The sequence below is a fragment of the Microbulbifer harenosus genome (genome assembly GCF_005771435.1).
GTDB classification, from domain to species: Bacteria; Pseudomonadota; Gammaproteobacteria; order Pseudomonadales; family Cellvibrionaceae; genus Microbulbifer; species Microbulbifer harenosus.
This window is the reverse complement of sequence record NZ_VANI01000007.1, coordinates 57,218-82,486: the sequence shown is the minus strand read 5'-3', so window position 1 is coordinate 82,486 and position 25,269 is coordinate 57,218. Positions and strand designations below refer to the sequence as shown.

24 protein-coding genes are annotated in these 25,269 nt (G+C 58.6%); 18 read left to right on the top strand and 6 right to left on the bottom strand.

Annotation, left to right across the window (positions count from 1 at the left end; genetic code table 11):
* Positions 1-37: 37 nt before the first annotated feature.
* From pdxA to FDY93_RS06955, 3 genes are read right to left on the bottom strand one after another with little or no spacing between them, the layout of a single operon-like run.
* Positions 38-1,039: a 4-hydroxythreonine-4-phosphate dehydrogenase PdxA gene (pdxA, locus tag FDY93_RS06965; protein WP_138235032.1), complete on the bottom strand. Its 1,002-nt coding sequence runs from the start codon at positions 1,037-1,039 to the stop codon at positions 38-40.
* A gap of 17 nt (positions 1,040-1,056) precedes the next feature.
* Positions 1,057-2,436 carry a peptidylprolyl isomerase gene (locus FDY93_RS06960; protein ID WP_138235031.1) on the bottom strand — a complete coding sequence of 460 codons (1,380 nt, stop codon included), beginning with the start codon at positions 2,434-2,436 and terminating at the stop codon, positions 1,057-1,059.
* Positions 2,436-5,063 carry an LPS-assembly protein LptD gene (locus FDY93_RS06955; protein WP_138235030.1) on the bottom strand — a complete coding sequence of 876 codons (2,628 nt, stop codon included), beginning with the start codon at positions 5,061-5,063 and terminating at the stop codon, positions 2,436-2,438. The genes FDY93_RS06960 and FDY93_RS06955 overlap by 1 nt, the downstream gene beginning before the upstream one ends.
* A 327-nt stretch (positions 5,064-5,390) precedes the next feature.
* Between FDY93_RS06955 and FDY93_RS06950 the strand changes: the two genes are divergently transcribed.
* From FDY93_RS06950 to trpC, 8 genes are all read left to right on the top strand, one after another.
* A complete protein-coding gene (locus FDY93_RS06950) occupies positions 5,391-6,497 on the top strand; it encodes an aminoglycoside phosphotransferase family protein (protein WP_138235029.1) in 1,107 nt (368 codons plus the stop codon).
* 11 nt (positions 6,498-6,508) lie between these two features.
* Positions 6,509-7,216 (top strand): N-acetylmuramate alpha-1-phosphate uridylyltransferase MurU, encoded by a 708-nt coding sequence (gene murU / locus FDY93_RS06945; RefSeq protein ID WP_138235028.1) that lies wholly within the window; start codon positions 6,509-6,511, stop codon positions 7,214-7,216.
* A 229-nt stretch (positions 7,217-7,445) separates the two neighbouring features.
* Entirely contained in the window at positions 7,446-8,114 is a 669-nt protein-coding gene (gene rpe, locus FDY93_RS06940; protein WP_138235027.1) for a ribulose-phosphate 3-epimerase, read from the top strand.
* Between the two features lie 339 nt (positions 8,115-8,453).
* On the top strand, positions 8,454-9,935 hold the full coding sequence (trpE, locus tag FDY93_RS06935) for an anthranilate synthase component I (protein ID WP_138235026.1): 1,482 nt from the start codon (positions 8,454-8,456) through the stop codon (positions 9,933-9,935).
* Positions 9,936-9,970: 35 nt separating this feature from the next.
* The gene (locus FDY93_RS06930) at positions 9,971-10,837 is read left to right on the top strand and encodes an ion transporter (RefSeq protein ID WP_138235025.1); all 867 of its coding nucleotides are present in this window, start codon (positions 9,971-9,973) and stop codon (positions 10,835-10,837) included.
* Positions 10,834-11,412 (top strand): anthranilate synthase component II, encoded by a 579-nt coding sequence (locus FDY93_RS06925; RefSeq protein ID WP_138235024.1) that lies wholly within the window; start codon positions 10,834-10,836, stop codon positions 11,410-11,412. Before FDY93_RS06930 ends, FDY93_RS06925 begins: the two co-directional genes overlap by 4 nt.
* A 227-nt stretch (positions 11,413-11,639) precedes the next feature.
* The gene (gene trpD, locus FDY93_RS06920; RefSeq protein WP_138235023.1) at positions 11,640-12,674 is read left to right on the top strand and encodes an anthranilate phosphoribosyltransferase; all 1,035 of its coding nucleotides are present in this window, start codon (positions 11,640-11,642) and stop codon (positions 12,672-12,674) included.
* A 4-nt stretch (positions 12,675-12,678) separates the two neighbouring features.
* Positions 12,679-13,473: an indole-3-glycerol phosphate synthase TrpC gene (gene trpC / locus FDY93_RS06915; protein WP_138235022.1), complete on the top strand. Its 795-nt coding sequence runs from the start codon at positions 12,679-12,681 to the stop codon at positions 13,471-13,473.
* Between the two features lie 170 nt (positions 13,474-13,643).
* Here the strand turns inward: trpC and FDY93_RS06905 are convergent, their stop codons facing one another.
* On the bottom strand, positions 13,644-14,771 hold the full coding sequence (locus tag FDY93_RS06905) for an S-(hydroxymethyl)glutathione dehydrogenase/class III alcohol dehydrogenase (protein WP_138235021.1): 1,128 nt from the start codon (positions 14,769-14,771) through the stop codon (positions 13,644-13,646).
* Between the two features lie 175 nt (positions 14,772-14,946).
* Here FDY93_RS06905 and FDY93_RS06900 point away from each other — a divergent pair, with 175 nt between their 5' ends.
* The 5 genes from FDY93_RS06900 to FDY93_RS06880 all read left to right on the top strand — a co-directional run bounded on the left by FDY93_RS06900 (position 14,947) and on the right by FDY93_RS06880 (position 18,080).
* Positions 14,947-15,819, top strand: a complete 873-nt coding sequence (locus FDY93_RS06900) for a LysR substrate-binding domain-containing protein (RefSeq protein WP_138235020.1) — start codon at positions 14,947-14,949, stop codon at positions 15,817-15,819.
* A 115-nt stretch (positions 15,820-15,934) separates the two neighbouring features.
* Positions 15,935-16,246: a hypothetical protein gene (locus tag FDY93_RS06895; RefSeq protein WP_138235019.1), complete on the top strand. Its 312-nt coding sequence runs from the start codon at positions 15,935-15,937 to the stop codon at positions 16,244-16,246.
* A complete protein-coding gene (locus tag FDY93_RS06890) occupies positions 16,246-16,686 on the top strand; it encodes a hypothetical protein (RefSeq protein WP_138235018.1) in 441 nt (146 codons plus the stop codon). The genes FDY93_RS06895 and FDY93_RS06890 overlap by 1 nt, the downstream gene beginning before the upstream one ends.
* A gap of 15 nt (positions 16,687-16,701) precedes the next feature.
* On the top strand, positions 16,702-17,151 hold the full coding sequence (locus FDY93_RS06885) for a VOC family protein (protein ID WP_138235017.1): 450 nt from the start codon (positions 16,702-16,704) through the stop codon (positions 17,149-17,151).
* A gap of 56 nt (positions 17,152-17,207) precedes the next feature.
* Positions 17,208-18,080: an SDR family oxidoreductase gene (locus tag FDY93_RS06880; protein WP_138235016.1), complete on the top strand. Its 873-nt coding sequence runs from the start codon at positions 17,208-17,210 to the stop codon at positions 18,078-18,080.
* Positions 18,081-18,142: 62 nt separating this feature from the next.
* Here the strand turns inward: FDY93_RS06880 and zigA are convergent, their stop codons facing one another.
* Positions 18,143-19,336 carry a zinc metallochaperone GTPase ZigA gene (gene zigA / locus FDY93_RS06875; RefSeq protein ID WP_138235015.1) on the bottom strand — a complete coding sequence of 398 codons (1,194 nt, stop codon included), beginning with the start codon at positions 19,334-19,336 and terminating at the stop codon, positions 18,143-18,145.
* 326 nt (positions 19,337-19,662) lie between these two features.
* Between zigA and FDY93_RS06870 the strand changes: the two genes are divergently transcribed.
* The 5 genes from FDY93_RS06870 to FDY93_RS06850 all read left to right on the top strand — a co-directional run bounded on the left by FDY93_RS06870 (position 19,663) and on the right by FDY93_RS06850 (position 24,108).
* The gene (locus FDY93_RS06870; RefSeq protein WP_171018919.1) at positions 19,663-19,893 is read left to right on the top strand and encodes a MerC family mercury resistance protein; all 231 of its coding nucleotides are present in this window, start codon (positions 19,663-19,665) and stop codon (positions 19,891-19,893) included.
* Between the two features lie 43 nt (positions 19,894-19,936).
* Complete coding sequence (locus FDY93_RS19730; RefSeq protein ID WP_138235013.1) at positions 19,937-20,170, top strand: ZrgA family zinc uptake protein; 234 nt, start codon at positions 19,937-19,939, stop codon at positions 20,168-20,170.
* 3 nt (positions 20,171-20,173) lie between these two features.
* Positions 20,174-20,644, top strand: a complete 471-nt coding sequence (locus FDY93_RS06860; protein WP_138235012.1) for a Fur family transcriptional regulator — start codon at positions 20,174-20,176, stop codon at positions 20,642-20,644.
* The gene (locus FDY93_RS06855; RefSeq protein WP_138235011.1) at positions 20,644-21,645 is read left to right on the top strand and encodes a CobW family GTP-binding protein; all 1,002 of its coding nucleotides are present in this window, start codon (positions 20,644-20,646) and stop codon (positions 21,643-21,645) included. Before FDY93_RS06860 ends, FDY93_RS06855 begins: the two co-directional genes overlap by 1 nt.
* Positions 21,646-22,032: 387 nt before the next feature.
* Positions 22,033-24,108: a M3 family metallopeptidase gene (locus FDY93_RS06850; protein ID WP_246068493.1), complete on the top strand. Its 2,076-nt coding sequence runs from the start codon at positions 22,033-22,035 to the stop codon at positions 24,106-24,108.
* Between the two features lie 58 nt (positions 24,109-24,166).
* Here the strand turns inward: FDY93_RS06850 and FDY93_RS06845 are convergent, their stop codons facing one another.
* On the bottom strand, positions 24,167-25,243 hold the full coding sequence (locus tag FDY93_RS06845; RefSeq protein WP_138235009.1) for a PLP-dependent cysteine synthase family protein: 1,077 nt from the start codon (positions 25,241-25,243) through the stop codon (positions 24,167-24,169).
* Between the last annotated feature and the right edge of the window lie 26 nt (positions 25,244-25,269).

Here is a 25,269-nt window from a genome sequence, read left to right as displayed (position 1 = left end):
GGTTGTTCGCCTGCGAGCAGGCTCCTACAAGGGGTAATTAGATATGGCGCAGCTGGACCAGTTCGATGGCCTGGCTCAGGGCGGCGATCAGGCTGCCGGTATCGGCAATGCCCTGGCCGGCAATATTGAGTGCGGTGCCGTGATCCACCGAGGTGCGGATAAGCGGCAGCCCCAGCGTGATATTAATGGCGCGCCCGAAACCCTTGAATTTTAACACCGGCAGCCCCTGGTCGTGGTACATGGCAAGGACTGCGTCACAGCGCGCCAGTTGCGGCGGGGTGAACAGGGTATCGGCGGGCAGCGGGCCAATGAGATCGAGGCCCAGTGCGCGCAGGGCATTCAGCGCCGGTTCAATGATCTCGATTTCCTCGCGCCCCAGGTGGCCGCCTTCGCCGGCGTGGGGATTGAGGCCGCAAACGCCGATGCGCGGGCGCTCAATACGGAATTGCTGCTGCAGGCTGCGGTTGAGAATGGTGAGCACCTGCTGCAGGGATTCCCCGCTGATGGCGTCGCTCACCTCCTTCAGGGGCAGGTGAGTGGTGGCCAGTGCCACCCGCAGGTCGTCGGCGGCGAGCATCATCACCACTTTTTCAATCCCGGCTTGCTCGGCGAAATACTCGGTGTGGCCGCTGAACGGGATACCGGCGTCGTTGATCACACCTTTGTGCACCGGGCCGGTGACGATGGCGTCGAAGGTTCGGTCCTTGCAGCCCTCGGCCGCGACCCGCAGGGTTTCGAGCACATAGGGGCCGTTGGCTGGGTTGAGTTGCCCGGGGCTGGAAGGCTCCGCGAGGGTAACCGCCAGAATATGCAGGCTGCCTTCCGGCGTGGCCTCGGCGGGCTGCGCGGGATCGAACGCCAGCAGTTGCAGGGGTTTACCCTGCCGGGCGGCTTCCTGCTGCAGCAGTTCGGGGTCGGCAATGGCGATGATCTGCGCACCGGCGATGTCTGGCGTACGCGGGGAGCTCGCCAGTTTGACGGCGAGTTCCGGGCCTATCCCGGCGGGCTCGCCGGGAGTGAATGCAATACGGGGGATCATCGCGGGTTCAAAACCGGTTATTGACGTTCGCTTGTGCCTTTGGCGTCGTCGCTTGCGGACTGGGATGGGTCCTGCAGCTCCGGCAGTTTGATTTCCACGTAGGCCTGGTCGCGGATTTCCTGGCGCCAGTTCTGCAGCTCTTCCTCGTAGCGGCGGTTGCGCAGCAGGTTGGCGGCCTGATTGCGGATGTACTGGTCTGTCATGTCCTGCTGGCGGCGGCCTTCGACCTGCAGAATGTGCCAGCCAAACTGGCTGCGGAAGGGCATGGTGATTTCACCCACGGGGGTGTTGTCCATGGCCTGGGTGAATTCCGGGACGAACTGTCCGGGGTTGGACCAGCCCAGGTCTCCGCCCTGGAGCATGGTGCCTATGTCCTCGGAGTTTTCTTTGGCGGCGTCTTCAAACTTGAGCTCGCCCGCCTCGATCTTGCTGCGCAGGTCCACCAACAGTTTGTAGGCGGCATCGTCGTCGCGAATGGCGGAGGTCTTCACCAGAATGTGACGCACCTTGGTTTGCTCGACCACTTGCTCGGTGGCGCCGCGCTGCTCGTGAATTTTCAGCAGGTGGAAACCGGCGTCGCTGCGGAAGGGCTTGGTGGTCTCGCCCACTTTTACCCCGTCAAGGGCGTCGGAAAACAGCGTGGGCAGCTCCACCGTTTTGCGCCACCCCAGATCGCCGCCCTGGAGGGCGTTCTGGCCGGCGGAGTTGGAAATGGCCAGCGCGCGGAAGTCTTCCCCTTTGGTGGCTTTTTCGTACACCTCGTCTGCCTTGGCGCGGGCCGCGGCCACTTCTTCCGCCGGTGCGCTGGAGCCGACTGGGATGAGGATGTGGCCGAGCTGGTACTGAGGCGACTTCCAGAACTCGCCCTCTTTGGAGCGCAGGAAGTTGTTGATGTCCTGATCGGTAATCTGGATACGGCGGGCCACGCTACCCTGCTCCACGCGGCGGATGATCATCTCCTGGCGGATCTGCTGGCGGAAGGCATTGTTGGAGATGCCGTCTGCTTCCAGCTTCTGTTGGAACTCTGCGGGGGACACGTTCATGTTCTGCTGCACCCGGGCGATGGCCTGATCCAACTCTTCCTCGGGGATGGTGACGCCGGCGCGGGCGCCCATCTGCAGCTGCAGGCGCTCGATAATCAGCTGCTCCAGCACCTGGCGGCGGAGAATATCGATGGGTGGGGCCTGTACGTTCTGGGCGGCGATCTGCTGGGTGATGGTGTTCATGCGCTGTTGCAGTTCGCTGGCCATGACCACGTCGTCATCCACGACCGCCACCACCCGGTCGAGCTTCTGCACCTGTGCCTGGGCGGGCAGGGCGAGGGCGCAACAGGCGCACAGGGCGGCGGCGACAAGTGCACCGCGGCGGGGGAAGTTGAACATCTGCATTATTGTCATCACTGTTTCAGTACTTCTCTCTGGTCAAAGTTGGCAATGCCCTGGCTGAGCATACGGGTCACGGAACCGCCGATGCCGGCGAGGCCCTTCAGCTGCAGTTCAATATAGATGCCTTCGTCGAATTGCAGCTCTTCCGGGGGCACCACGTCCGCCAGGTCGTTATCCAGCTCCCGGCGCCACAGCAGCCGGGTGCGGTAACAGCACGTGTCGTATTCGAGTCCCGCCAGGTACTCCAGTTCCCGGTCGAAGGTGAAATCGTATGCGGCCCGGGCGAGGATGGACAGCCTGTTGTTAATGGGCCAGGCCGCGGATACATCCCCCTGCTTCACTGGGCCCTGTATCAGGTAGGAGTCGGTGGTGTCGTAAATTTCTTCCTTGCGCAGGTAGCGATAGCCCACATTGAACAGGCGGAAATCGTTGTCCAGATAGCGCAGGGTGACGTTGCCGCGATTGATGGTGTGGTCTGTGTCGTGGTAGATCACTTCGCTGCTGATACGCAGGGCATCGGTGGGGCGGCTCTCAAGGCGCGCGGCGAACTCGGAGCGGGGAACGTCCTGGATGAAATTCGCCAGTTCGATTCGGCTGCTCTCGGAGTAGAAGATCTGCCCGGCACTGGCGGCGAACAGATCGCGCCCGCTGCGCGGGTCGATGAAGCGGGTGGTGAGGCCGAAGGCGGCGCGGTCGGCGTCATCAATGCGGTCATTGCCGTTGAAGCGGCTGTCGCGGAACAGTTGGTCATAGCTGAAGGTGAACAGCGAGGTATCGTACAGCAGGTCGTTGCCGCCATCGCTGTTGCTGGTGCTCACGTTCAGGAAATCGCTCTGGTCGGCGTCGCTGCTCGCCATCAGGAACAGGCGCGGTTCCAGCGTCTGCACATATTCCCGCTGCAGCAGAGTGCCGTAGCGTTCGAAGAACAGGCCGCTGTCGATGGTGAACTGGGCGGCAGAGGCTTCCGGCGTGTTGTGGGCGGGATCGGCGAGGAAGGTTTCGTCCAGTTCGTAACCGAGATAGATACCGGTAACTTTCGGGTTGAAGAAGCCCCACAGCCACTGCTTGTCCCAGCCAAAGCTGTAATCGACCCGGGCGCGTCTGGCATTGACGAAATTCCGCGTCAGCGAGGTTTCGCTGTTCGGGTTGTCCACATCGGCAATAAAGCGGATGGTCTGGGTATCGGCGTGATCGAAGCTGGTGACTTCGTGGTGCATCAGCAGCTGCCAGTCATCCCATTTGTAGTTGCCGTTGAAATTGACCCGCGGCAGCTGGCTGAAGGTATCAAAGCGATCCTTGACCAGTTGCTGGTATTCCTGAGCGCGCACGCTCGCGAACCAGTGCTCGCTGGCGAGGCTGGCCTCGGCGGACTGATTGAGCGCAGTGAGCGTACGCGGACTGGTGATTCGCGGGGTTTCCAGCTCGGCATTGTCCAGATCGCGGAAGTAGTCCGCGTCGCTGACTTTGGTGTAGTCAATACGTGTGCGCCACGGGCCGCCGTTGCCACCCAGCTGATCCAGGTTCACAAACCAGCGATCCTCGCCCTTGGCGGGCAGCACCAGATCCTCCGGGAAGCCTTCATTGATGAGGCGCTGTGCATCATCGTCGTTGCCACCCTTGTCGTCGGGCAGGCCGGCCATGCGCAATTCGGTGCTGAACCATGGGCTCAGGTGACGGGTTTCCAGTTCCAGCCCGGTGCCGCGGTACTGTATATAACGGGGGATGATGGTTGCATCCAGCTGTGGGGCGATATTCCAGTAGTAGGGGATGGCAATATCCCAGCCGTTTTCTTCGCTGTTGCTGACGCTCGGGAACAGAAAACCTGACATGCGCTCGCTGCCCACCGGGAAGCGCAGGTAGGGGAAATAGAATACCGGCACATCGGCGATTTCCAGGCGCACATTGCGCGCGGTGCCCTGGCGCTCGACGTTGTTGATGGTGATCTCGCCACCGGTCATACGCCAGAAAACGTCGTCCGGTTCGCAGCGCGTGTAGCTGCCTTCGGTCAGAATCAACTCACCGCTGGCCTCGCGGGAGGCGAAGCGGGCGGAACCGTGCACGAATTCGTCGTGCACCACGTAGGTGGCGTCTTCAATGGACGCCGCCTTGCTATCGGTGTGAATCTCGGCAGCTTTGCCCCGCACCAGCAGGCTGGGCTCGCGCATCTCGATCGCGCCGCTCAGGTAGGCGGTGCTCTCCTCGCGGTTCACATCTACCTGATCGGCGAACAGCTGGCGGTAGCCCTGGGTAATGTGCACATTGCCGCGCAGTTGTGCGGTTCCGTCTTCCAGCCAGTTGGAGCTGTCGGAGGTGGCACGCAGCGGTGCTTCCTCCGGGAGCAGGTTGGCATTGGGGTAGTTGCGTGGCGGCTCGATGAACATGCCGCCGCAAACCGACGGCAGTTGGCTGCGCTCCAGGGGGTCCAACTGGCTTCTGGGGAACCAGTCGAGATACAGGTACGGATTGCTTGCCGATGGCGATACCAGCTGGGGTTCATCCACGACACCGGAAGACGATTCGGCGGTCGCCGCCATCGGCCACAGCGGGTTGGCGGCAATAAGGCCGAAAGCGAGAGTGCGCGGGTGTGTTACGTGTCCAATGGCCAGCGCGAGGCGGCGCCAGCGGGAAGCTTCCAGCATCGAATGATTGGTTCCGGCTATCTTTAGGGTCTGTTCCGTTGGCGAGTGGCGCAATCCTGATGCGACGATGTCGCCTGGTATCTTCAGCCAGTGTTGTAGCGCTAAATGGCATAGCCTGTGACAACGGCTGAAATTTACGGCGCCGCCGCCAGGCCGGTGCGCGAAAATCAGCGGTCGATTCTACTTGAATGGCCGTAACCATGGAAACAATAGCGGGTGATCCGTGCCGCCAGCGCAGTTACAATGCACAGTTTTTAGGCGGGTGGAGAGTGCCCCCGTCATAGCGGCAGTACCAATCCCGGCAGTACCGAACAAAGCAGGTGGCGGATGAATGAATGTGTAACCCAGGCCCCCGACGAGCGCCGCGAAGCGCTGCGCCAGTGGGCTGCCCGCGCCCTGCAGTCGGGGCATGAGGTTCTTCGTGTGCCGCCGCTGGAAAACGTCCTCGGTCTGAGCCCGCTCTCCGGTGATGCAGGCTTCCGTCGCTATTTCCGCACCGATACCACACCGGCGCTGATCGCCGTAGACTCGCCGCCGAGCAGGACCAACATCAACCGCTTTGTTGCCCTCGCCGATTACCTGCGCCGGCACGGTATTCACACGCCGCTGGTCATCGCCGCCGACATCGAGCATGGCTACATGCTGCTGGAAGACCTGGGAGATACCCAGCTGCTGCGGATGCTCAATCCCGACAGCGCCACCGGACTCTACGCCGAAGTCATTAATGAACTGCTGTGCCTGCAGCAGATCCCGCGCGCCGAGGGCCTGTTCCCGCCCTACAACCGCGAGCTGCTGCACATGGAAATGTCGCTGCTGCCGGAGTGGTTGATCGGCAAGCTGCTGGGGCGCGAACTCAGCGCCGAGGAACACCAGCTGCTGGAGCGCACCTTCGCCCACCTGCTCGACAGCGCCAGCAGCCAGCCGCAGGTACTGGTACACCGCGACTACCACAGTCGCAACCTGATGCTGCGCAACGGCGAACGCCCAGGGGTGGTGGACTTCCAGGACGCCGTGTGGGGCCCGGTTACCTACGACGTTGTCTCGTTGTTGCGGGACTGTTATATCCGCTGGCCGCGGGAACAGGTGGAAAACTGGGCGCTCGCCTACGCCTCCTCTGCCATCGACGCCGGAATCATTCCCGAAGTGGCACCGGAAACTTTCCTGCGTTGGTTTGACTGGATTGGACTGCAGCGTCATTTGAAGGTGCTCGGCCTCTTCCCGCGCCTCTACCTGCGCGACGGCAAACACGGCTACCTGCCGGACCTACCCCTGGTGATCCGCTACACCCTGGAAGTCAGCGACAAATACCCGGAAATGCAACCCTTCGCCGACTGGTTCCGCGCGGAAATACTGCCGCTGATCGAGCAGCAGGACTGGTATCGCGACTACCGCACCGCCGGCGAACGCCGCCCCACGGAAACTGAGCCCTCCTGAAGCAAGCAGCAATGACAGCCAAGCCGAGCAAAACACCGACAACCGCCCCCGTGGCCATGGTCCTCGCCGCCGGGTTCGGCAGGCGCATGCGCCCGCTCACCGACCACATGCCCAAACCGCTGATCCCGGCGCTGGGCAAACCCCTGATCGAATACACCCTCGAGCGCCTCGCTGCCGCCGGCGTCAACAAAGTCGTCATCAACCTGGCGCACCTGGGCCACCGGATCCGCGACCACCTCGGCAGCGGCGACCGCTTCGGACTCGACATCCGCTACTCTGAGGAAAACGAACCGCTGGAAACTGCTGGCGGTATTACGAAAGCGCTGTCCCTGCTCGGGGAAGAGCCATTTCTGGTGGTTAACGGCGATGTCTGGTGCGACTTCGACTTCTCCCGTTGGATTGCGGACCCACTGCCGGAAAACTGCCCGGGCCGCCTGCTGATGGTGCCGAACCCGCCGCACAACCCCGAGGGCGACTTCGGAATCGACAACGGCCTGCTCTCTGGCACCACCAAACCGCGCTACACCTTCGCTGGCATCAGCTATCTGAAACCGGAAATACTGACCGGCTACCCCAATGCGCGCGAGCGCTATGGCTTGGGCGAAGTCTTCGCCCACAATGAAGACCTGATGCAGGCGGAAGTGTATGAGGGTGACTGGTGTGATGTGGGTACGCCGGAAAGACTGAACAATCTGGAAGAAAGGCTGCGGGCTGAATAATCGCGAAGCCCGGAGTACAGCGGCTTACGAAGTACGAAAACCCGAATTGAAGGCCGGGTGCCGGGGGAAGCTTTTCGAAAGCGTCGGCAACAGGGATGTTGCCGACGCAGCGTACATGGATGTATTCACAGCGGTTTCGAAAAGCTTCCCCCGGTGCCCGGCCGCTACCGAGCTGAAACAAAGCAAGTAGCTCGGAGACACAAAAAACCAAAGCACCGAGACGAGAACAATGCCGGACTACAAAATTGCACCCTCCATCCTCTCCGCCAACTTCGCCCGTCTGGGAGAAGAAGTCGACAACGTCCTCGCCGCCGGCGCCGACTGGGTGCACTTCGACGTAATGGACAACCACTACGTCCCCAACCTCACCATCGGCCCCATGGTCTGCAAGGCCCTGCGCAACCACGGCGTGGAAGCCCCCATCGACGTCCACCTCATGGTCGAACCCGTCGACGACATGATCCGCATGTTCGCCGACGCCGGCGCCACCTACATCACCTTCCACCCGGAAGCCAGCCGGCACGTCGACCGCTCCCTGCAACTGATCCAGTCGCTGGGCTGCAAAGCCGGCCTCGTATTCAACCCCGCCTCCAGCCTCGACGCCGCTAAATACGTACTCGACAAACTCGACATGATCCTGCTCATGTCCGTAAACCCCGGCTTCGGCGGCCAGAAATTCATCCCCGCCACCCTCGGCAAACTCAAAGAGGCCCGCAAACTCATCGACGACTCCGGCCTCGACATCCGCCTCGAAATCGACGGCGGCGTCACCAAGGACAACATCCGTGAAATTGCCCAGGCGGGTGCCGACAGCTTCGTCGCCGGCTCCGCGATTTTCAATGCCGAGGACTACGCTGACGTAATCCGGGCCATGCGGGCGGAACTGGCGCAGGTCTGAAGTTCTTAGTAAGTGGCGCTCCGGCGCCACTCCCTGTCATTCGGTCATAAAGGCCTGCAGAGGGCCGCAATGGAGCAACAAAATCTGGTGCTTGCCGCCTCTACCAGAGATTTGTACACTTGCCGACCGAATACCGGGAAGCAACTCGACGCTGCGAGAAAGTGACATTGAACTGCACTGCCCCCCACATCAACAGCTGGCGATGGCGCCACTGATCCTGCCAGCCTGAAGACCAAGAACCGGTCCGACGGGCGCCTTTCCCGCGGGTAGGATTCCTCAAACGATGCGCAATCCACACCCCACGACAAAAAACGAAGCTTTGCACAGATCGGAGTCGCCATGACCCCCAGCGAATACGCCCAACTTGCGTCTGCAGGATACAACCGCATACCACTCGTCCGCCGTGTACTGGCCGACATCGAAACCCCGCTAACAACCTATATGAAACTCGCCGCCCGCGATGGCGGTCGCTATAGCTACCTGTTCGAATCCGTGCAGGGCGGGGAAAAGTGGGGGCGCTACTCCATCATCGGCCTGCCTGCGCGCACCGTGCTGCGCGCCATCGGCCATGAAGTCAGCATCGAGCGCGACGGCAAAGTGATCGAACAGGCCCGGGTAGAAGACCCGCTGGCCTTTGTGGAGGCGTTCAAGGAGCGCTACAAAGTGCCGGAAATCGGCGGCCTGCCGCGCTTCAACGGCGGCCTGGTCGGCTATTTCGGCTACGACTGCGTGCGCTACGTGGAGCCCAAGCTCGCCCACAGCTGCCCCCCGGATACCCTCGGCACCCCCGATATCTTGCTGATGGTCAGCGACGAGCTGGTGGTGTTCGACAACCTCGCCGGCGCGGTCATCTTCATCGTGCACGCGGACCCGGCACAGGCCGGCGCGCTGGAACAGGCCCAGCGCCGCCTCGATGAACTGGTAGGGCAGCTGGCGCAGCCGCTGACCAGAGTTGACCCGCTGGGCATTGATGGTGACCACACCGCCGAGGACGCCTTCACTTCCCACTTCGGCGAAGCGGCCTTTAAGCAGGGGGTGCACCGGGTTAAGGAATATATTCTGGCCGGCGACGTGATGCAGGTAGTGCCGTCGCAGCGCCTGTCGGCGCCGTTCACGGTGCCGCCGCTCAATCTCTACCGTGCCCTGCGCAGCCTCAACCCCTCACCGTATATGTATTTCCTCGACCTCGGCGACCACCAGGTGGTGGGCTCGAGCCCCGAGATCCTGGTGCACCTCGAACACGGCGATATGACCGTGCGCCCGATCGCCGGTACCCGCCGTCGCGGAGCCACCGAGGAGCAGGATCTGGCACTGGAGCAGGATCTGCTGGCAGACCCGAAGGAGGTTGCCGAACACCTGATGCTGATCGACCTCGGTCGCAATGACGTGGGCCGTGTGGCCGAGACCGGCAGTGTGCGGGTCACGGAAAAAATGGTGGTGGAGCGCTACTCCCACGTGATGCACATCGTGTCCAACGTTACCGGCAGAATCCGCCCGGAATTCAGTGCCATCGACGCCCTGCGTGCGGCGCACCCGGCGGGCACTTTATCGGGGGCACCAAAAATTCGCGCGATGGAAATCATCGACGAGCTGGAGCCGGAAAAACGCGGGGTCTACGGCGGAGCCGTGGGCTATCTGGCGTGGAACGGCAATATGGACACCGCGATTGCTATCCGCACCGCGGTTATCAAGGACCGGAAAGTATACGTGCAGGCCGGTGCCGGCCTGGTGGCGGATTCCGATCCACAATCCGAGTGGGATGAGACCATGAACAAGGCGCGGGCGCTATTCCGCGCCGTGGCCATCGCCACCGGTCAATAACTTTTGCTGTGTAACCATTGGAAGAAGTATTCCCGATGAATGAAGTCTCAGTAGCGGCCAAGAAAAGTTTTGCGGATCAGTGCCGCCAGCTGGTGGATCTGCCGCTGTTCAATCAGATCATTATTGCCCTGATTTCGGTCAATGCCTTGGTGGTGGGGCTGGAAACGTCCACATGGATTCTGGAGCGCTACAGCGGTGTGCTGCACGGCATCAATCAGCTGATCCTGCTGGCCTTCATGGTGGAGGCGGCGATCAAGATCGCGGCCCACGGCAACCGCCCCTGGCGCTATTTCGCCAATGGCTGGAACTGTTTTGATTTCTCCATCATCGTGCTGAGCCTGATCCCCGCCGCGGGGCCGATGGCGACGCTGGCGCGACTGGTACGCGTGCTGCGGGTGTTGCGCCTGGTGTCCGCCTTTCCGGAGTTGCGGCTGCTGGTGGATACGCTGCTGCGCAGTCTGCCGAGCATGTTCCATATCAGCCTGCTGATGGGCATCATCTTTTATATTTACGCGGTGGCCGGCTATTTCCTGTTTCACGAAATCGACCCCACCCACTGGCGCAGTCTGCCCATCGCGCTGTTGAGCCTGTTCCGCATCGTCACCTTCGAGGACTGGACAGACATCATGTACACCGCGATGGAGTCCATGCCCTATGCCTGGGTGTACTTCATCAGCTTTGTGGTGATGGGTGCATTCGTGATGATCAACCTGTTTATCGGGGTGGTGCTGAACAATCTGGAAGAGGCCAAGTTGCGGAGGTTGGATGAACTTTCCATGCCGCCGAGCCAGACTGAAATTCTGCGCGAGCTGCGCGCAACCCAGGAGTCCCTCGCGCGTTTGCAGAAGCGCCTGGGCGACCTGGGAGACGGTAAGCCGCAAGAAAAGGGAACTGAATCATGATCCTGATGATCGACAACTACGACTCCTTCACCTTCAACGTGGTGCAGTATCTGGCGGAGCTGGGTGCGGATGTCGTGGTAAAGCGCAACGATGAAATCAGCGTTGCGGATATCGAAACATTGAGTCCGGAAAAAATCGTGATTTCTCCCGGGCCCTGCACGCCGAATGAGGCGGGTATTTCCATGGATACTATCCGCGCGTATGCGGGGAAGCTGCCGATTCTGGGTATTTGTCTCGGTCACCAGAGTATCGGTCAGGTGTTCGGTGGTCGCGTGGTGCGCGCCCGTCAGGTGATGCACGGCAAAACCTCGCCGATTGTGCACAGCAATGTCGGTGTGTTTCACGGCTTGTCCAATCCGTTTGAGGCCACCCGCTATCATTCACTGGTGGTGGAGAAGGGCAGCCTGCCGGATTGCCTGGAAATCACCGCCTGGACGGAGACAGAAGACGGTGAGATCGACGAGATTATGGGGTTGCGCCACCGCGAGCTGGCGGTCGAAGGCGTGCAGTTCCATCCCGAATCGATCCTGACCCAGCACGGGCACGATATGTTGAGGAATTTTCTGGAGAGCTGAGCCTGAGTGCTCTGCCAGTTCATGGTGCTTCGTAGGTGGATTGGTGGCGGCACTGCCGCCGGTATCCGTTTGCGAGACACGCCGTGAACCCATCCATGGGGGCTCTTCTAAAACATCCCTGTTTTAGAAGGTCTCGCAAACGGATACCGGCATCAGCGCCTTCGCGTTGACGTTCGGAGAAATTGCGAACCCCGGGTACGAATACTTAGGGAAGGGGAGCAAAAATAATGAATATCCAACAGGCCATCGGCAAACTGGTGGACGGCGAACATCTCACCCGCGAAGAAATGCGGGAAGCCATGGGCCAGATCATGCAGGGCGAGGCCGAAGACGCGCAGATCGGTGGGTTTCTGGTGGCGCTGCGTATGGCCGGTGAGTCGGTGGAAGAGATTACCGGCGCCGTGGAAGTGATGCGCGAACTCGCCACCAGGGTGGAGATCGATCACACCCACGCGGTGGATATCGTCGGCACCGGCGGTGACGGCGCCAACCTGTTCAATGTTTCCAGCGCATCGAGTTTTGTTGCCGCCGCCGCTGGCGCGCGGGTGGCCAAGCATGGCAACCGCTCTGTCTCCTCGTCTTCCGGCGCCGCCGACTTGCTGGAAAAAGCCGGTATTTACCTGCCGCTCACCCCTGAGCAGGTTGCCCGCTGTATCGACGGCGTGGGGGTGGGGTTCATGTTTGCACCCAGCTATCACAGCGCCATGCGCCACGCGATCGGGGCTCGCAAAGCACTGGGGCTGCGCACTATTTTCAATCTGCTGGGGCCGCTCACCAACCCCGCCGGGGTCAAGCGCCAGGTAATTGGGGTTTACGATCCCCACTACACCCGGGTGCTCGCCGAAGTGTTGCAGAGCCTGGGGGCGGAGCATGCTATGGTACTGCACAGTGATGACGGTCTGGACGAGATCAGCATCGCCGCCGATACCCGCGGCTGGGAATTGAAGAATGGCCAGCTGAAAAAAGTCACCATCTCCCCGGAAGACTTCGGCATCGAACGCCAGAATCTCGACGGCCTCTGTGTGGACGGCTCAGAAGCCTCGCTGGCCCTGATCCGCGATGCTCTCGGCAAGCGCGAAACCGCCGCTGGTGACAAGGCAGCTGATATCATAGCCATGAACGCCGGTATGGCCATCTATGTGAGCGGTGTAGCCGCGAGTCGCGCTGAGGGCGTGAGTATGGCCCAGGACGCGATCTACAGCGGCCTGGCCGGAGAGAAAATCAATGAGCTGGCAGCCTTTACCAGCGCATTCAAAGAGTGAAGTCATGGATACGCCAACGATTCTGAAAACCATCGTCGAGCGCAAGTGGGAAGAAATTGCCGAACGCAAGCAGACGGTATCCCAGGACGAAATGCAGCAGCGCGCTCTGCAGCAGCCACCCTGCCGGGGATTCGTGCGTGCGATCGAAAGCAAGATTGCCGCGGGCGAGGCGGCGGTGATCGCCGAAATCAAAAAAGCGTCACCCAGCAAGGGTGTCATTCGCGAGGATTTTATTCCTGCAGAAATTGCCACCAGCTATGAAAAAGGTGGTGCCGCATGCCTGTCGGTGCTCACCGATGTGGATTATTTTCAAGGCAGTGACGAATACCTGCAGCAGGCGCGCAACGCGGTGCGCCTGCCGGTGATTCGCAAGGACTTCATCGTCGATCCCTATCAGGTGTATGAAGCCCGCGCCATCGGCGCAGACTGTATTCTGCTGATTGCCGCGTGTCTCGATGACGCCCAGCTCACCGCGCTCAATGACTTGGCGCTGGAGTTGGGGTTGGATGTGTTGGTGGAAGTGCACGATCGCGCTGAACTTGAACGCGCATTGAAGTTACCCAACCGCCTGATCGGTATCAATAACCGCAATCTGCACACTTTCGAGGTGCAGCTGGAAACCACGTTTAAATTACTGGAACTGATTCCGGACGACCGCATTGTGGTAACGGAAAGTGGAATCCATACCACCGACGATGTGGCCGCGATGCGCGGACACAATGTGGATGCGTTTCTGGTGGGGGAGGCGTTTATGCGCGAGCCGGAGCCAGGGCGTCGTCTGATGGAATTATTTAACTGAGATCCAGCTGGAGCAATGCAAAGCCGGGCTAATGCCCGGCTTTTTACTTTGCGTTTTATTTTTTCGCGCGTGAATTAAATACTCAGGTACGTGCATGAAACTGCGGGTGCTCTTCGATGAAGCTGTCGCTTTGGTCGTAACCTTCACGGCGTCGCAATTGCAGCGGGTAATCACTGGTCGAAATGAATCACCGAACGGATGCTCTCGCCACTGTGCATCAGCTCGAAAGCGTCGTTGATACCGTCCAGTCCCATGGTGTGGGTGATGAAATCACTCAGATTGAACTCTCCCGCGAGATAGCGCTCCACATAGTCCGGTAATTCGGAGCGCCCCTTCACTCCGCCAAAGGCGGTACCTTTCCAGACCCGACCGGTGACCAGTTGGAATGGACGGGTGGAGATTTCCTGGCCGGCACCCGCGACGCCGATGATGATCGATTCACCCCAACCCTTGTGGCAGCACTCAAGCGCGGATCGCATCACGTTGACATTGCCGATACATTCGAACGAGTAGTCCACACCGCCGTCGGTCAGTTCGACAATGACTTCCTGGATCGGTTTGTCGTAGTTCTTCGGGTTAATGCAGTCGGTAGCGCCCAGCTGGCGCGCCAGATCGAACTTGCTCTCATTGATGTCGATCGCAATGATGCGTCCGGCTCTGGCCATCGCCGCGCCAATCACCGCAGACAGCCCAATGCCGCCGAGGCCGAAGATGGCTACGGTCGCACCTTCCTCTACCTTGGCGGTGTTCATTACCGCGCCCATACCGGTGGTGACACCGCAGCCCAGCAGACAGACTTCCTCCAGCGGCGCGGTCTTGTTGACCTTGGCCAGGGAGATTTCCGGCAGCACGGTGTACTCGGAGAAGGTGGAGCAGCCCATGTAGTGGTAGATGGGTTTGCCGCCTTTGGAAAAACGGGTGGTGCCGTCTGGCATCAGCCCCTTGCCCTGGGTATCGCGGATCTTGCCGCACAGGTTGGTCTTGCCGGATTTGCAGAATTTGCACTCGCCGCACTCGGGGGTGTACAGCGGAATGACATGGTCTCCCACCGCAACGCTGGTCACACCTTCACCCACGGACTCGACGATACCGCCCCCCTCGTGGCCGAGAATCGCCGGGAAAATGCCCTCCGGATCGTCCCCGGAGAGCGTGAACGCATCGGTATGACAAACACCGGAGGCGATCACGCGGATACGCACTTCGCCGGCCTGGGGCGGCATGACGTCGATTTCTTCGATGGACAGCGGTTTGCCCGGGCCCCAGGCGACGGCGGCTCTGGATTTAATGGTCTCGTTCATAGCGGGCTCCTGTTCATTGGAGGCGGCGTTCTGCCGCCGGATGGAGCGCAGTCTATCTATTTCCATACCGCTTATAATCATGCGAAATCGAAATTCATCTTTACATATAGGTAAAGATAAGATGGCACCACAGCGGGCCATAAGGTGTGACTGGAGAACGGAGCGGAGAGTGAACGTGGGCAACTGGGAAGGCGTGAGTGAATTCGTGGCCGTGGCAGAGGCTGGCAGTTTTACCAGTGCGGCGCGCAAGCTGGGGATATCCACCGCCCAGGTTAGTCGCCAAGTAAGTGCGCTGGAGACCAGGCTTTCCGCCAAGCTGCTGTACCGCACCACACGCAGGGTATCGGTGACGGAAGTGGGGCAGGTGTACTACCAGCACTGCCGCCAGGTATTGGATGCGCTCGCGGAGGCGGAGCGCGCGGTGACTGATCTGCAGCAGGTGCCGCGGGGACGATTGCGGCTGACAGCGCCAGTTACCTATGGCGAGGCCACTCTGGCACCGTTGGTGAATGACTTTGCCCTGCGCTACCCCGATTTGCAGGTGGAGATGGAGCTGACTAACCAGAAACTCGACCTGGTGGCAGAGGGGTACGACCTCGCCATCCGCCTCGGCAAGCTCACGGATTCCAGCATGATGGCGCGAAGACTGGGCTCGCGCACCCTCTACGTCTGCGCCTCCCCGCACTACCTCTCTACTCACGGCGAGCCCCAGAGTCTGTCGGAGCTGGGGCAGCACAATTGCCTGCCCGGCACTCTGGATTACTGGCGCTTCCGCGAACAGGGCCGCTCCCGGAATATCCGCGTCAGCGGCAGTATCCGCTGTAACAGCGGACGCGCACTGGTGGATGCCGCGCTGAAGGGGATCGGTATTGTGCAGTTGCCGGATTATTACGTAGACGAGGATCTGCGGGCGGGGCGGCTAGTATCCCTCTTGGAGCATTACCGCGAGGAAGATGACGGCATCTGGGGAATTTACCCGCATAACCGCCATCTGTCGCCCAAGGTGCGCTTGTTGCTGGATTTTCTCGATGAACTGATAGGGCGCTGAACGGGAAAGGGGCGGGATCATCGACTTCAGATAGTCCATTGGCGCTAATCGCCCAATTGGTTCCTCTACTATTGGAAGAACCGGAACAGGCTGGGAAGCAAAAACTGAGGGCAAGGTGATGGCAGATGACAGGCACATATATGAAGGCATTGACAACAAAACCGACTTGCGGGAAGTGGCACTTAAAATCCGCGATGACGTAGATGATGCAAGTGACCGGGCCGCACTTACCGAGCTGTATCGGCGTGCTGGTTATCTGGTCACCCTCTCTCACGCGCACTCCTGGAAAGAAAAATTCGGTGATGACATTGGTGAAATTCGCCAAACCGCAGAAGAGGAATTTGGAATTACGGCGCGCAAGATTAATCGGCGTGCGGAAGAGATTGACACTGAAGCGGATTACGACGAATCCTGGGGGAACGCCTAATGAGCAGTGAAGGTGAATCCAACGGATATCAGTCCACAGAGTCAAAATACAAAGGCGGCGCGAAAGAGATGTATGTCACCTACGATCTGGAGCAGGCGACCCGCGGGGAAGGTTCTGCGACATATCCAAAGGTAAAGCGTGTCTACATCGCAGGGGATGTTACAGGCCGGGACGTCGGCCACTTCGAAAAGCAATCTGGTTCAAAGGTGTTCGGTGTGAAAGTCGAGTATGAGCGAACCAGAGAGGGTTATCATCGTTCCGGGTACACCGCCGAGCGCAGTGATACCGGCACCGAGTACGAAGTAAAACCTACCAGAGTCGAAGAGAGTAGCTCCCAGTTTAGTCAGATTGTTGAACTGCCAGAAAATGCAGAAAACATTCAGTTTCGTGAGGGCGACCTTCCTGAAAAATACCGTAGTGCACTTCAGGACGTGCGATAAACACAGGACCTGGTAATGGCAAATGACAGCAAGCCGAAATTGATCGGTATCAATCACGTAGCACTGGAAGTTCGGGATATCGAGGAAGAGTTAAAATTTTTGGAGCGTTTTTTTGATTTCTCTCTTAGGTCGAAAAGTGATGAAATGGCATTTATTGAACTGGGTGATCAATTCATTGCCCTGATGAAATCCTCCGATGATGCCAAAGACAACCATCGGCATTTCGGTCTTGTTGTGGATGACAAGGATAGGGTCGAAAAGTTGCTGAATGAACAAGAGATCGATATCGCTGAAGGAAAGTTTCTGAATTTTTACGATCCATCCGGCAATCAGTGGCAAATCGTAGACTACTCGGAAATTGAATTTCTCAAGAATCCGAGTGTTTTGCGCTATCTCGGATGCAGCGCGATTGGAAAAGGCAAGCAGGCTATGGGCGACCTGGTGAGAAAAGGCATTGATCCATAAAGCCGCTGCGCGATCAGCTTAAGGTAAGATTCAAGTGAGAATGTCAGGGAAGAAAAATGTCGGACGATTTTAGCAGGCAGCAGAAAAAGCGGCCAGCACAGAGTCAGAAAAAACAGCCAGGGCGCGAACACGCCATGGAACCGCGGCCGGTATTTATTCGCGATGATTATCGAGGAAGTGACAAGCTGGTAGGAAGGGTCGCGCTGATCACCGGAGGCGACAGCGGTATCGGCCGCGCTACGGCCGTGCACTTCGCCCGTGAGGGGGCGGATGTGGCCATCGTCTACCTGAATGAAGACGAAGACGCGGCCGAAACCAGAGCACTGGTCGAGAGTGAGGGACGTCGGTGCCTGTTGTTGTCAGGCGATGTGCGTGACGAAGCGTTTTGCCAGGACTGTGTCAAACGTGCCGTCGAGAACTTTGGTCGCCTGGATATTCTGCTGAACAACGCCGCTCAGCAGCACCCGACCGAAGATATTGAAGATATCTCTGCTCAGCAGCTAACGGACACCTACGCAACCAACCTTTTTCATTTTTTCTATTTTTCCCAGGCAGCGCTTAAGCATTTGCCCAGCGACGGTGTGATCCTGAATACCACATCGGTAACGGCCTACCGCGGCAGTCAGCATTTAATTGACTATTCCAGCACTAAGGGTGCGGTCACCACGTTTACCCGCTCTTTGGCGAAGTCCTTGGTAAATCGTGGCATACGGGTGAATGGTGTGGCACCGGGACCGATATGGACACCGCTGATAGCTGCGACCTTTTCTGCAGAAGACGTGGCGGACTTTGGTAGCGGCACCCCAATGGGGCGGGCTGGCCAGCCCTGTGAGGTTGCCACCTGTTTTGTCTTTCTGGCCAGCAGAGACGCTTCCTATCTCACCGGCCAGGTAGTTCACCCGAATGGAGGGGATTTTATCGAAACCTGAGTTGAGGTTGCGTTGAAACATAAGGTGTACGGACATATGCCGCATCGACCGGCTGTCGACGGCTAATCCCAGCTGGGAAACGGATCCGCAAAGGTTCGCCAGACAACTTCTCCTGCATCCATTTCCACATCGTCCAACAGGCATTCATCGAGCTTTCGCTGCAGCCAGTCCGGTGTCAGGTTCTGACCGATAAATACCAGCTCCTGGCGTCTATCGCCAAAGGGTTCCTGCCAGTGGTCGAGAATGTACTGCTGCTGCTCCGTATTCTCTGGCCATTCATTTCGCGGCACCGCGCTCCAGAAATACCCCGCTGCCCCGTGCTGGGCGATGCCGCCGGCCTGGCTCCACGAACCCGCGTAATCCGGGCGGCTGGCCAGCCAGAAAAAACCTTTGGAGCGCAGCAGTCGACCACTGAGTTGCGGATTGGTAAAGAAGTCGTGCACGCGTTGCGGATGGAACGGACGGCGCGCGCGGTAGGTAAAGCTGGTAATTCCGTATTCTTCACTCTCCGGAATATGTTCTCCGCGCATTTCTTTCAGCCATCCCGGTGCCTGTTGCGCCTGTTCAAAATTGAATTTTCCGGTGTTCACGACTTTGTCGATGGGTATATTGCCTTTCTCCATCGGCAGGATTTCCGCGCGGGTATTGAGGCCGCGCAGCACCGCCTTTAACTCCTCCAGGTGTTGTGCATCAATCAAATCGACTTTACTGATGAGCAGGATATCGCAGAACTCAACCTGGTCTACAAGCAGATCGGCTACATTGCGCTCATCCTCATCGCTCAGGTATTCGCCAGCTTCCTTCAATGACTGCGCCGCGCGGTAATCCCGGAGGAAATTCGCCCCGTCGACTACTGTGACCATCGTGTCCAGCCGTGCAATTTCGGAGAGGCTATTCCCCTCTTCATCCGCGAAAGTAAAGGTTTCCGCAACTGGCAGAGGTTCGGAAATGCCGGTGGATTCAATTACCAGGCAGTCAAAGCGACCTTCTTCCGCCAGTCTCGCGACCTCTACCAGCAGGTCTTCCCGCAGTGTGCAGCAGATGCAGCCATTGCTCATTTCGACGAGCTTTTCCTCTGTGCGGTTGAGGCGTATTTCATTGTTGACGAGCCCGGCATCGATATTGACGTCGCTCATGTCATTGACGATTACCGCTACGCGCAGGGCGTCGCGATTGTTGAGAATTTGATTCAACAGGGTGGTTTTGCCGGCGCCTAAAAAGCCGGAAAGAACGGTGACGGGCAGGCGCTCTCGCATGCGGGGATCTCCATATTGGGCTGAAGGTGGCGTCGCCACGTGTTTATTGGCAGTCTCGGCGATGTCCAGAGGGGGGACGCCGAGACCGCTTTCATCTCCTGATTGATATGATACACTGTATCATACTTGTGTGGGAATCATCGTGTAACGCCCGATCTACACCAAGCCCTGTTATCCCATTGCTAAGCGGAGAAATGAAGATGAAAGATACCGCGGGCATTTTTGTTACAGGTCTGTGCTTGCTGCACTGCCTGACAGCGCCACTACTTGTTGTGCTGGGAGGCGCGGGAGTGCTGAGTGCCGTTGTATAAGACGAGATGCTGCACTTGGTGCTGCTGGCGCTGGCAGTACTCATTGCTTTGGTGAGCTTTCCTGCGGCTTGTCGCCAACATCGGCGTCCCGCAGTGATGATTGCTGGCTTTTCCGGGGTGTCGATACTGATGCTTGCGGTGGCCTTGGGACTTGAAGGGCACTGGGAATTGGTGGTCAGCACAATCGGCGCCAGTCTGTTGGTGGCTGCTCACTGGGCAAACCGCCGCCTGCTGTGTAGCGATTAAACACGAGGGGCAGCCTGCTTAGAGCCAACGGGCCGGCGGTCGCCTGTGGTGTGCCCGGGTAGATGTACCTCTCGCTGGCAGGGGGCTGGGCGGACACGCCAGTTTCCGTGTCAGTTACCGCTTCCAGTGTGATAATCTGGCGCAGCTCAGTGGTGTCAATATGGCGCTGTTTTTGAGCTTTCCCGACATTCACGAGATCAAGGTGCAGTGGTTGACCCCTGAGAGACAGGGAGCCACCACGCTCACCGCACAACACAACCAGCTGCAACTGAAATAGCCCATGAAAGCATCCCAACTCAAACGCACCCTGGGGGCTGCCGAGCAGAGCTGCCGTACCTCCGGCGCCCGTCTGACCGAGAAGCGCAAGAATGTGCTCGCCATATTGCTGCGCTCCAAGACACCACTCTCCGCCTACGAAATCGCGGAGCAGTACGGTCGCGATTACGGTGAGTCTATCCCCGCTATGTCGGTATACAGAATGTTGGACTTTCTGGCCGAAGAGAATCTGGCCCACAAGCTCAATTCTGAAAACAAGTACCTCGCCTGTGCTCATATTGCCTGTGACCACAGCCACCAGACGCCGCAGTTCCTGATCTGCAGTCGCTGCAACAAAGTGCGGGAAATCGGTATCAAGCCCGAAGTAATCGCCGCCCTGCGGGAGACCGTCGAGGGGGCTGGCTATCGTCTGCAGACATCGCAACTGGAGCTGGATTGCCTCTGCGACGACTGTGCAGAGCGGAGTGCTGCCTAGTGCAGAAACGGGAGGCGATTCGTGGCGTACCGGTCAATGTCATTACCGGGTTTCTCGGGGTCGGCAAGACTACCGCCATCCGTCATCTGCTGAACAAAAAGCCTTCGGGTGAGCGCTGGGCGGTACTCGTCAATGAATTCGGCGAGGTGGGTGTCGATGGCGGGTTGTTTGGTTCCTCCCGGGATGGAGAACTCTTTATCCGGGAAGTGCCCGGCGGCTGCATGTGCTGTAGCGCCGGCCTGCCAATGCAGGTTGCACTGAATCAGCTGCTGACCAGAGCCAGGCCGCACCGTTTACTGATTGAACCCACTGGTCTCGGTCACCCGCAGGAAGTGCTGGGTACGCTCGCCGGCCAGGTAGCGAGCGGCGTTCTGGATCTGCGCGCTACGCTCACCCTGGTGGATGCGCGTTGCATCGAGGACGACCGCTACCTGAAGAGCGACACCTTCCGGCAGCAACTGGAGGTCGCCGATCTGGTGGTTGCCAACAAAGTGGATCTCTACGGTGAGCGGGAGCTGGAAAATCTCAGCCGCTTTCTCGGATTTCTGGGAAAGGATGCTGAGGAGTCACTGCTAACCGTTGAACAGGGTCGTATCCAACTGGAGTGGTTACACGGGCCCAGTAATTTTCAAGTTGAAGAAAATTACCCTCACATACATCAATCGCTACCTTCTGTTGAAGATGAAACGCTTCCCGAGTGCGGCTACTTGCGCAAGGAAAACCGGGGAGGCGGCTACTACAGTTGTGGTTGGCGTTTTGATCCGATGATGGTATTTGATTACGATCAGCTGTTTGCACTGATTAGTGGTGCGGATGCAGAGCGGGTAAAAGGTGTCTTCATTACCGGGCAGGGTGTTTTCGGCTTTAATAAATCCGGTGACGTCCTGAGTGTCATGGATTTGGATGATGCAATTGACAGCCGAGTGGAAGTAATTGTTCAGGAACCTCGGAACTGGTGCGCGCTGGAATCAGCCTTGCTCAATGCGTTGAGCGCTGATTGACTGGTCGGTTCGTCTACACCTGCATTTTGGCCGCTCGGCAGCGTAGGTGACTGAAAGCTCGCAAGTACACTGCCGAGATGAATCGCCCTATTAGCGCGATAAATGGTGGAAGGCGGAATTTCCGCTGAGCGCCGGGATGATATATTGTTGCGATGACATGCAGTCATGTGAAGTTGTGTATCACAAAAACCTGTTTCCCGTCGAGTGGACTGATCTTCGAACTGGCAAGGACTCCGTTTTGGTTTTTGACGCAACGGTCGAAATTCAATTCTGGAGAATGAAATGCGCAAATCCCTGCTCGCGGTAGCCATAGTAACGATGGCTGGGTGTTCAGAACCGTCTGAAACGGGCTCCGAAAAAGTGGCACCGGCATCCGAGAAGACACAGATGGCTGGAGATCAAACCGCTCCGGTAATAGAAAATAATCCGCTACTGCGTTCAAGCTCCCTCCAATACCAGGCGCCGAACTTCAACCAGATTGAAGATGTGCACTTTAAACCTGCTTTTGAGCAGGGCATGGCCGAACACCTGCGGGAAATCCAGGCCATTGTCGGAAATCCTGAACCTGCCAGTTTCAACAACACGATTGTGGCGATGGAGCAAGCCGGCTCGCTGCTGACACGGGTATCCCGCGTCTTCTTCAACATGGTCGGTACCGATAGTAACGAAGCCCGCCGGACTCTGCAGAGTGAATTGGCCCCGATGCTCGCGGCACATTCCGACAGCATTTATCTGAATGCCGAGCTGTTTAAGCGAGTTGAAACGCTCTACAAGCAGCGCGTCGCTAAAGAGCTGGATGCGGAGTCGCAACGTTTGCTGGAAGAGTACTACGATAATTTCGTCAAGGCGGGCGCGAAGCTTTCCGCTGAGCAGAAAGCTACGCTGCGTGCATTGAATGAAGAACACTCCAAGCTCACCACGGAATTCAGCCAGAATTTGCTGAAACTCAGCAAAGAGATCGCTGTGGTTGTGGAAGACAAAAACGAGTTGGATGGCCTTTCGGAAAGCGAAATCAAAGCTGCGTCAGAGGCGGCTGCCGATGCTGGTTACGAAGGCAAGTACCTGATCAGCATTACCAACACGACACGTCAGCCGGTACTCGCCTCATTGAACAATCGCGGCTTGCGTCAGCGTATCTGGGAAGCCTCTGCCCGGCGCGGCACATCCGGTGAGCTGGACAACCGCCCGCTGGTCCAGCGCCTGGTGCAGATCCGGGCGCAAAAAGCGGACCTGCTGGGATACGACAACTGGGCCGAGTACCAGTTGGATAGCACTATGGCGGAGAAGCCGGAAAACGTCTTCAGCATGTTGAACTCCATGGTGCCAGCCGTGGTTAAAAATACCAAAGCCGAGCAGGCCGATATTCAGGCCTTGATCGCGCGTGAAGGCGGTGATTTTGACGTACAACCGTGGGACTGGGCCTACTACGCAGAGAAAGTCCGTCAGGAAAAGTATGATCTGGATGAAAGTGAGGTACGCAACTACTTCGAGTTCAACCGGGTTCTGAACGACGGACTGTTTTACACCATGAACCGCTTGTACGGTGTGCGCTTTGAGCCGCGCCCGGATCTACCGGTTTACCACGCGGATGTAAAAGCGTATGAACTGTTCGATCACGACGGCAAGAGTCTGGCAATATTTTATGCGGATTATTTTGCGCGCGAGGGCAAACGCGGTGGCGCATGGATGAGTTCCTTTGTGGGGCAGTCGGAGCTGCTGGAACAGAAGCCGGTAGTCGTCAACGTGATGAACATTCCCAAAGGCCCCGAGGGTGAACCGACGCTGGTCAGCTTTGATCATGTCACCACCATGTTTCACGAGCTTGGGCACGGACTCCACGGCATGTTCTCCAAGGTGCATTATCCGAGCCTTGCTGGCACCAACGTATCCCGGGATTTCGTTGAGTTCCCCTCCACCTTTGAAGAAGACTGGGCGAGCGATCCAGAAGTGCTGGCCAATTATGCCTACCACTACAAGACGGGAGAGCCCATTCCCAAAGCGCTGCTGGACAAGGTGCTGAGGGCCAAGAACTTCAATATGGGATTCGACACCCTGGAGTATATGTCGGCTGCGCTGCTGGATATGGAATGGCATTCACTGCCAGCCGATGCGCCGCAGCAGGATGTAGAGCAGTTTGAAGCCGAGGCGCTGGCGAAGCACGGCGTCGACCTGCCGGCGGTGCCGCCGCGTTACAAGTCTACGTATTTTGCCCACTCCATTGGCGGCGGATACTCCGCCGGTTACTACGCTTATATGTGGAGTGAAATTCTGGCCGCCGACGCCTTCGCCTATCTGCGTGATCGCGGTGGCTTGACGCGGAAGAATGGTGACCTGTATCGCAAGCACATCCTTGAAGTGGGTAATTCCCGCCCGCCGATGACGTCCTACGTCAAGTTCCGGGGCAAGGAACCGAGCACCGATGCCCTGCTCATCCGCCGCGGGCTGAAACCAGAAAGCAAGTAATAACGGAGCTGTGCGCAGGGAAGCGCACTGTCTGAGCGCATATCGCCCATATTTCGCATTAAACCTCCTGTGCCAGCGCGGGTTGCGTATTCGCGGGCGATGTTGTCGGCGGCTTCCGCGATGTCGGCGACTGCAGCAGGCTATCCAGCTCCCTCACCACCCTTTCACTGTAGAGATCGTTTGCCGCCATCCATTCGTCGTTAAAGACCGTATCCAGGTATTTTTCGCCCCCGTCGCAAACCAGCACTACGACCGTGCTGCCCGCATCTAAAGTTCGGGCGTGTTGCAATGCCTTGTAAATCACACCGCCGGCAGAGCCTCCCACCAGAACGGCGTGCCGGCGCGCAAGATAGCGAGCCGTTTCGAACGCTTCCGCGTCACTGACCCTGAGTCCCTCGTCGATCAGCTCGTAGTCGATCAACCCGCCGATTTCCGCACCAGCCGGAGTGCCTGTACCTGACTGGTGATAGGGAGCGCCGTCACCGCCAAAAATTACCGAGCCCTCAGGTTCAACGCCGACAATTCGCAAATTCGGAATATGCTGCCTGAGTGCCCGGCCGGTGCCGCACAGGGAGCCACCGGTGCCCACCGCGCCGAACAGGAAATGGATATCGTCGCCCAGCGCCTGACGCAGTTCATCGGCGAGCCCGTGGTAACCATTCGCATTGCCGGGATTGTTGTGCTGCTGGGTCCAGAAGGCGTCGTGCTGCTGCGCTAACTGTTCGGCGGTGGCATCGCGATCCGCGGTCGCCAGGCTGCCGTCGGCACTGCCAACCTGTATTAACTCGGCACCGTAGGCCCGCATGCCGCGCAGTTTGTCGGCACTGGCGTGGTGGTCGACCACTGCGGTAAAACGATAGCCGCGTTCCGCCGCCAGTAGCGCGAGACCGAGACCGGTATTGCCCGAGGTCGATTCCACGATCCAGCCACCGGGCCCGAGTCTCCCTTGTGCTTCGGCCTCTTCTATCATCTGCCGTGCCATCCTGATTTTGGCGCTGCCAGTGGGGTTAAACTGCTCAAGCTTCAGCAACACACGAGCACCGTTTGCAGCCACAGGCAGTTCGAGCAGCGGCGACTGACCGATCAAATCTGATATACGGGTTTTTATCGGGGAATGGGATGCAATAGGGGGCATGACTGGTCTCCTGAAAATTCGCAATT

What these genes read in the sequence shown, in the direction of transcription:
- FDY93_RS06960 (WP_138235031.1), bottom strand. Translation starts at nt 2,436, where the DNA reads ATGACAATAATGCAGATGTTCAACTTCCCCCGCCGCGGTGCACTTGTC.
- FDY93_RS06845 (WP_138235009.1), bottom strand. Translation starts at nt 25,243, where the DNA reads ATGCCCCCTATTGCATCCCATTCCCCGATAAAAACCCGTATATCAGAT.
- rpe (WP_138235027.1), top strand. Translation starts at nt 7,446, where the DNA reads ATGCCGGACTACAAAATTGCACCCTCCATCCTCTCCGCCAACTTCGCC.
- FDY93_RS06925 (WP_138235024.1), top strand. Translation starts at nt 10,834, where the DNA reads ATGATCCTGATGATCGACAACTACGACTCCTTCACCTTCAACGTGGTG.
- FDY93_RS06950 (WP_138235029.1), top strand. Translation starts at nt 5,391, where the DNA reads ATGAATGAATGTGTAACCCAGGCCCCCGACGAGCGCCGCGAAGCGCTG.
- trpE (WP_138235026.1), top strand. Translation starts at nt 8,454, where the DNA reads ATGACCCCCAGCGAATACGCCCAACTTGCGTCTGCAGGATACAACCGC.
- FDY93_RS06955 (WP_138235030.1), bottom strand. Translation starts at nt 5,063, where the DNA reads ATGCTGGAAGCTTCCCGCTGGCGCCGCCTCGCGCTGGCCATTGGACAC.
- pdxA (WP_138235032.1), bottom strand. Translation starts at nt 1,039, where the DNA reads ATGATCCCCCGTATTGCATTCACTCCCGGCGAGCCCGCCGGGATAGGC.
- trpD (WP_138235023.1), top strand. Translation starts at nt 11,640, where the DNA reads ATGAATATCCAACAGGCCATCGGCAAACTGGTGGACGGCGAACATCTC.
- FDY93_RS06930 (WP_138235025.1), top strand. Translation starts at nt 9,971, where the DNA reads ATGAATGAAGTCTCAGTAGCGGCCAAGAAAAGTTTTGCGGATCAGTGC.
- trpC (WP_138235022.1), top strand. Translation starts at nt 12,679, where the DNA reads ATGGATACGCCAACGATTCTGAAAACCATCGTCGAGCGCAAGTGGGAA.
- FDY93_RS06885 (WP_138235017.1), top strand. Translation starts at nt 16,702, where the DNA reads ATGGCAAATGACAGCAAGCCGAAATTGATCGGTATCAATCACGTAGCA.
- FDY93_RS06850 (WP_246068493.1), top strand. Translation starts at nt 22,033, where the DNA reads ATGGCTGGAGATCAAACCGCTCCGGTAATAGAAAATAATCCGCTACTG.
- FDY93_RS06905 (WP_138235021.1), bottom strand. Translation starts at nt 14,771, where the DNA reads ATGAACGAGACCATTAAATCCAGAGCCGCCGTCGCCTGGGGCCCGGGC.
- murU (WP_138235028.1), top strand. Translation starts at nt 6,509, where the DNA reads ATGACAGCCAAGCCGAGCAAAACACCGACAACCGCCCCCGTGGCCATG.
- zigA (WP_138235015.1), bottom strand. Translation starts at nt 19,336, where the DNA reads ATGCGAGAGCGCCTGCCCGTCACCGTTCTTTCCGGCTTTTTAGGCGCC.
- FDY93_RS06890 (WP_138235018.1), top strand. Translation starts at nt 16,246, where the DNA reads ATGAGCAGTGAAGGTGAATCCAACGGATATCAGTCCACAGAGTCAAAA.
- FDY93_RS06860 (WP_138235012.1), top strand. Translation starts at nt 20,174, where the DNA reads ATGAAAGCATCCCAACTCAAACGCACCCTGGGGGCTGCCGAGCAGAGC.
- FDY93_RS06880 (WP_138235016.1), top strand. Translation starts at nt 17,208, where the DNA reads ATGTCGGACGATTTTAGCAGGCAGCAGAAAAAGCGGCCAGCACAGAGT.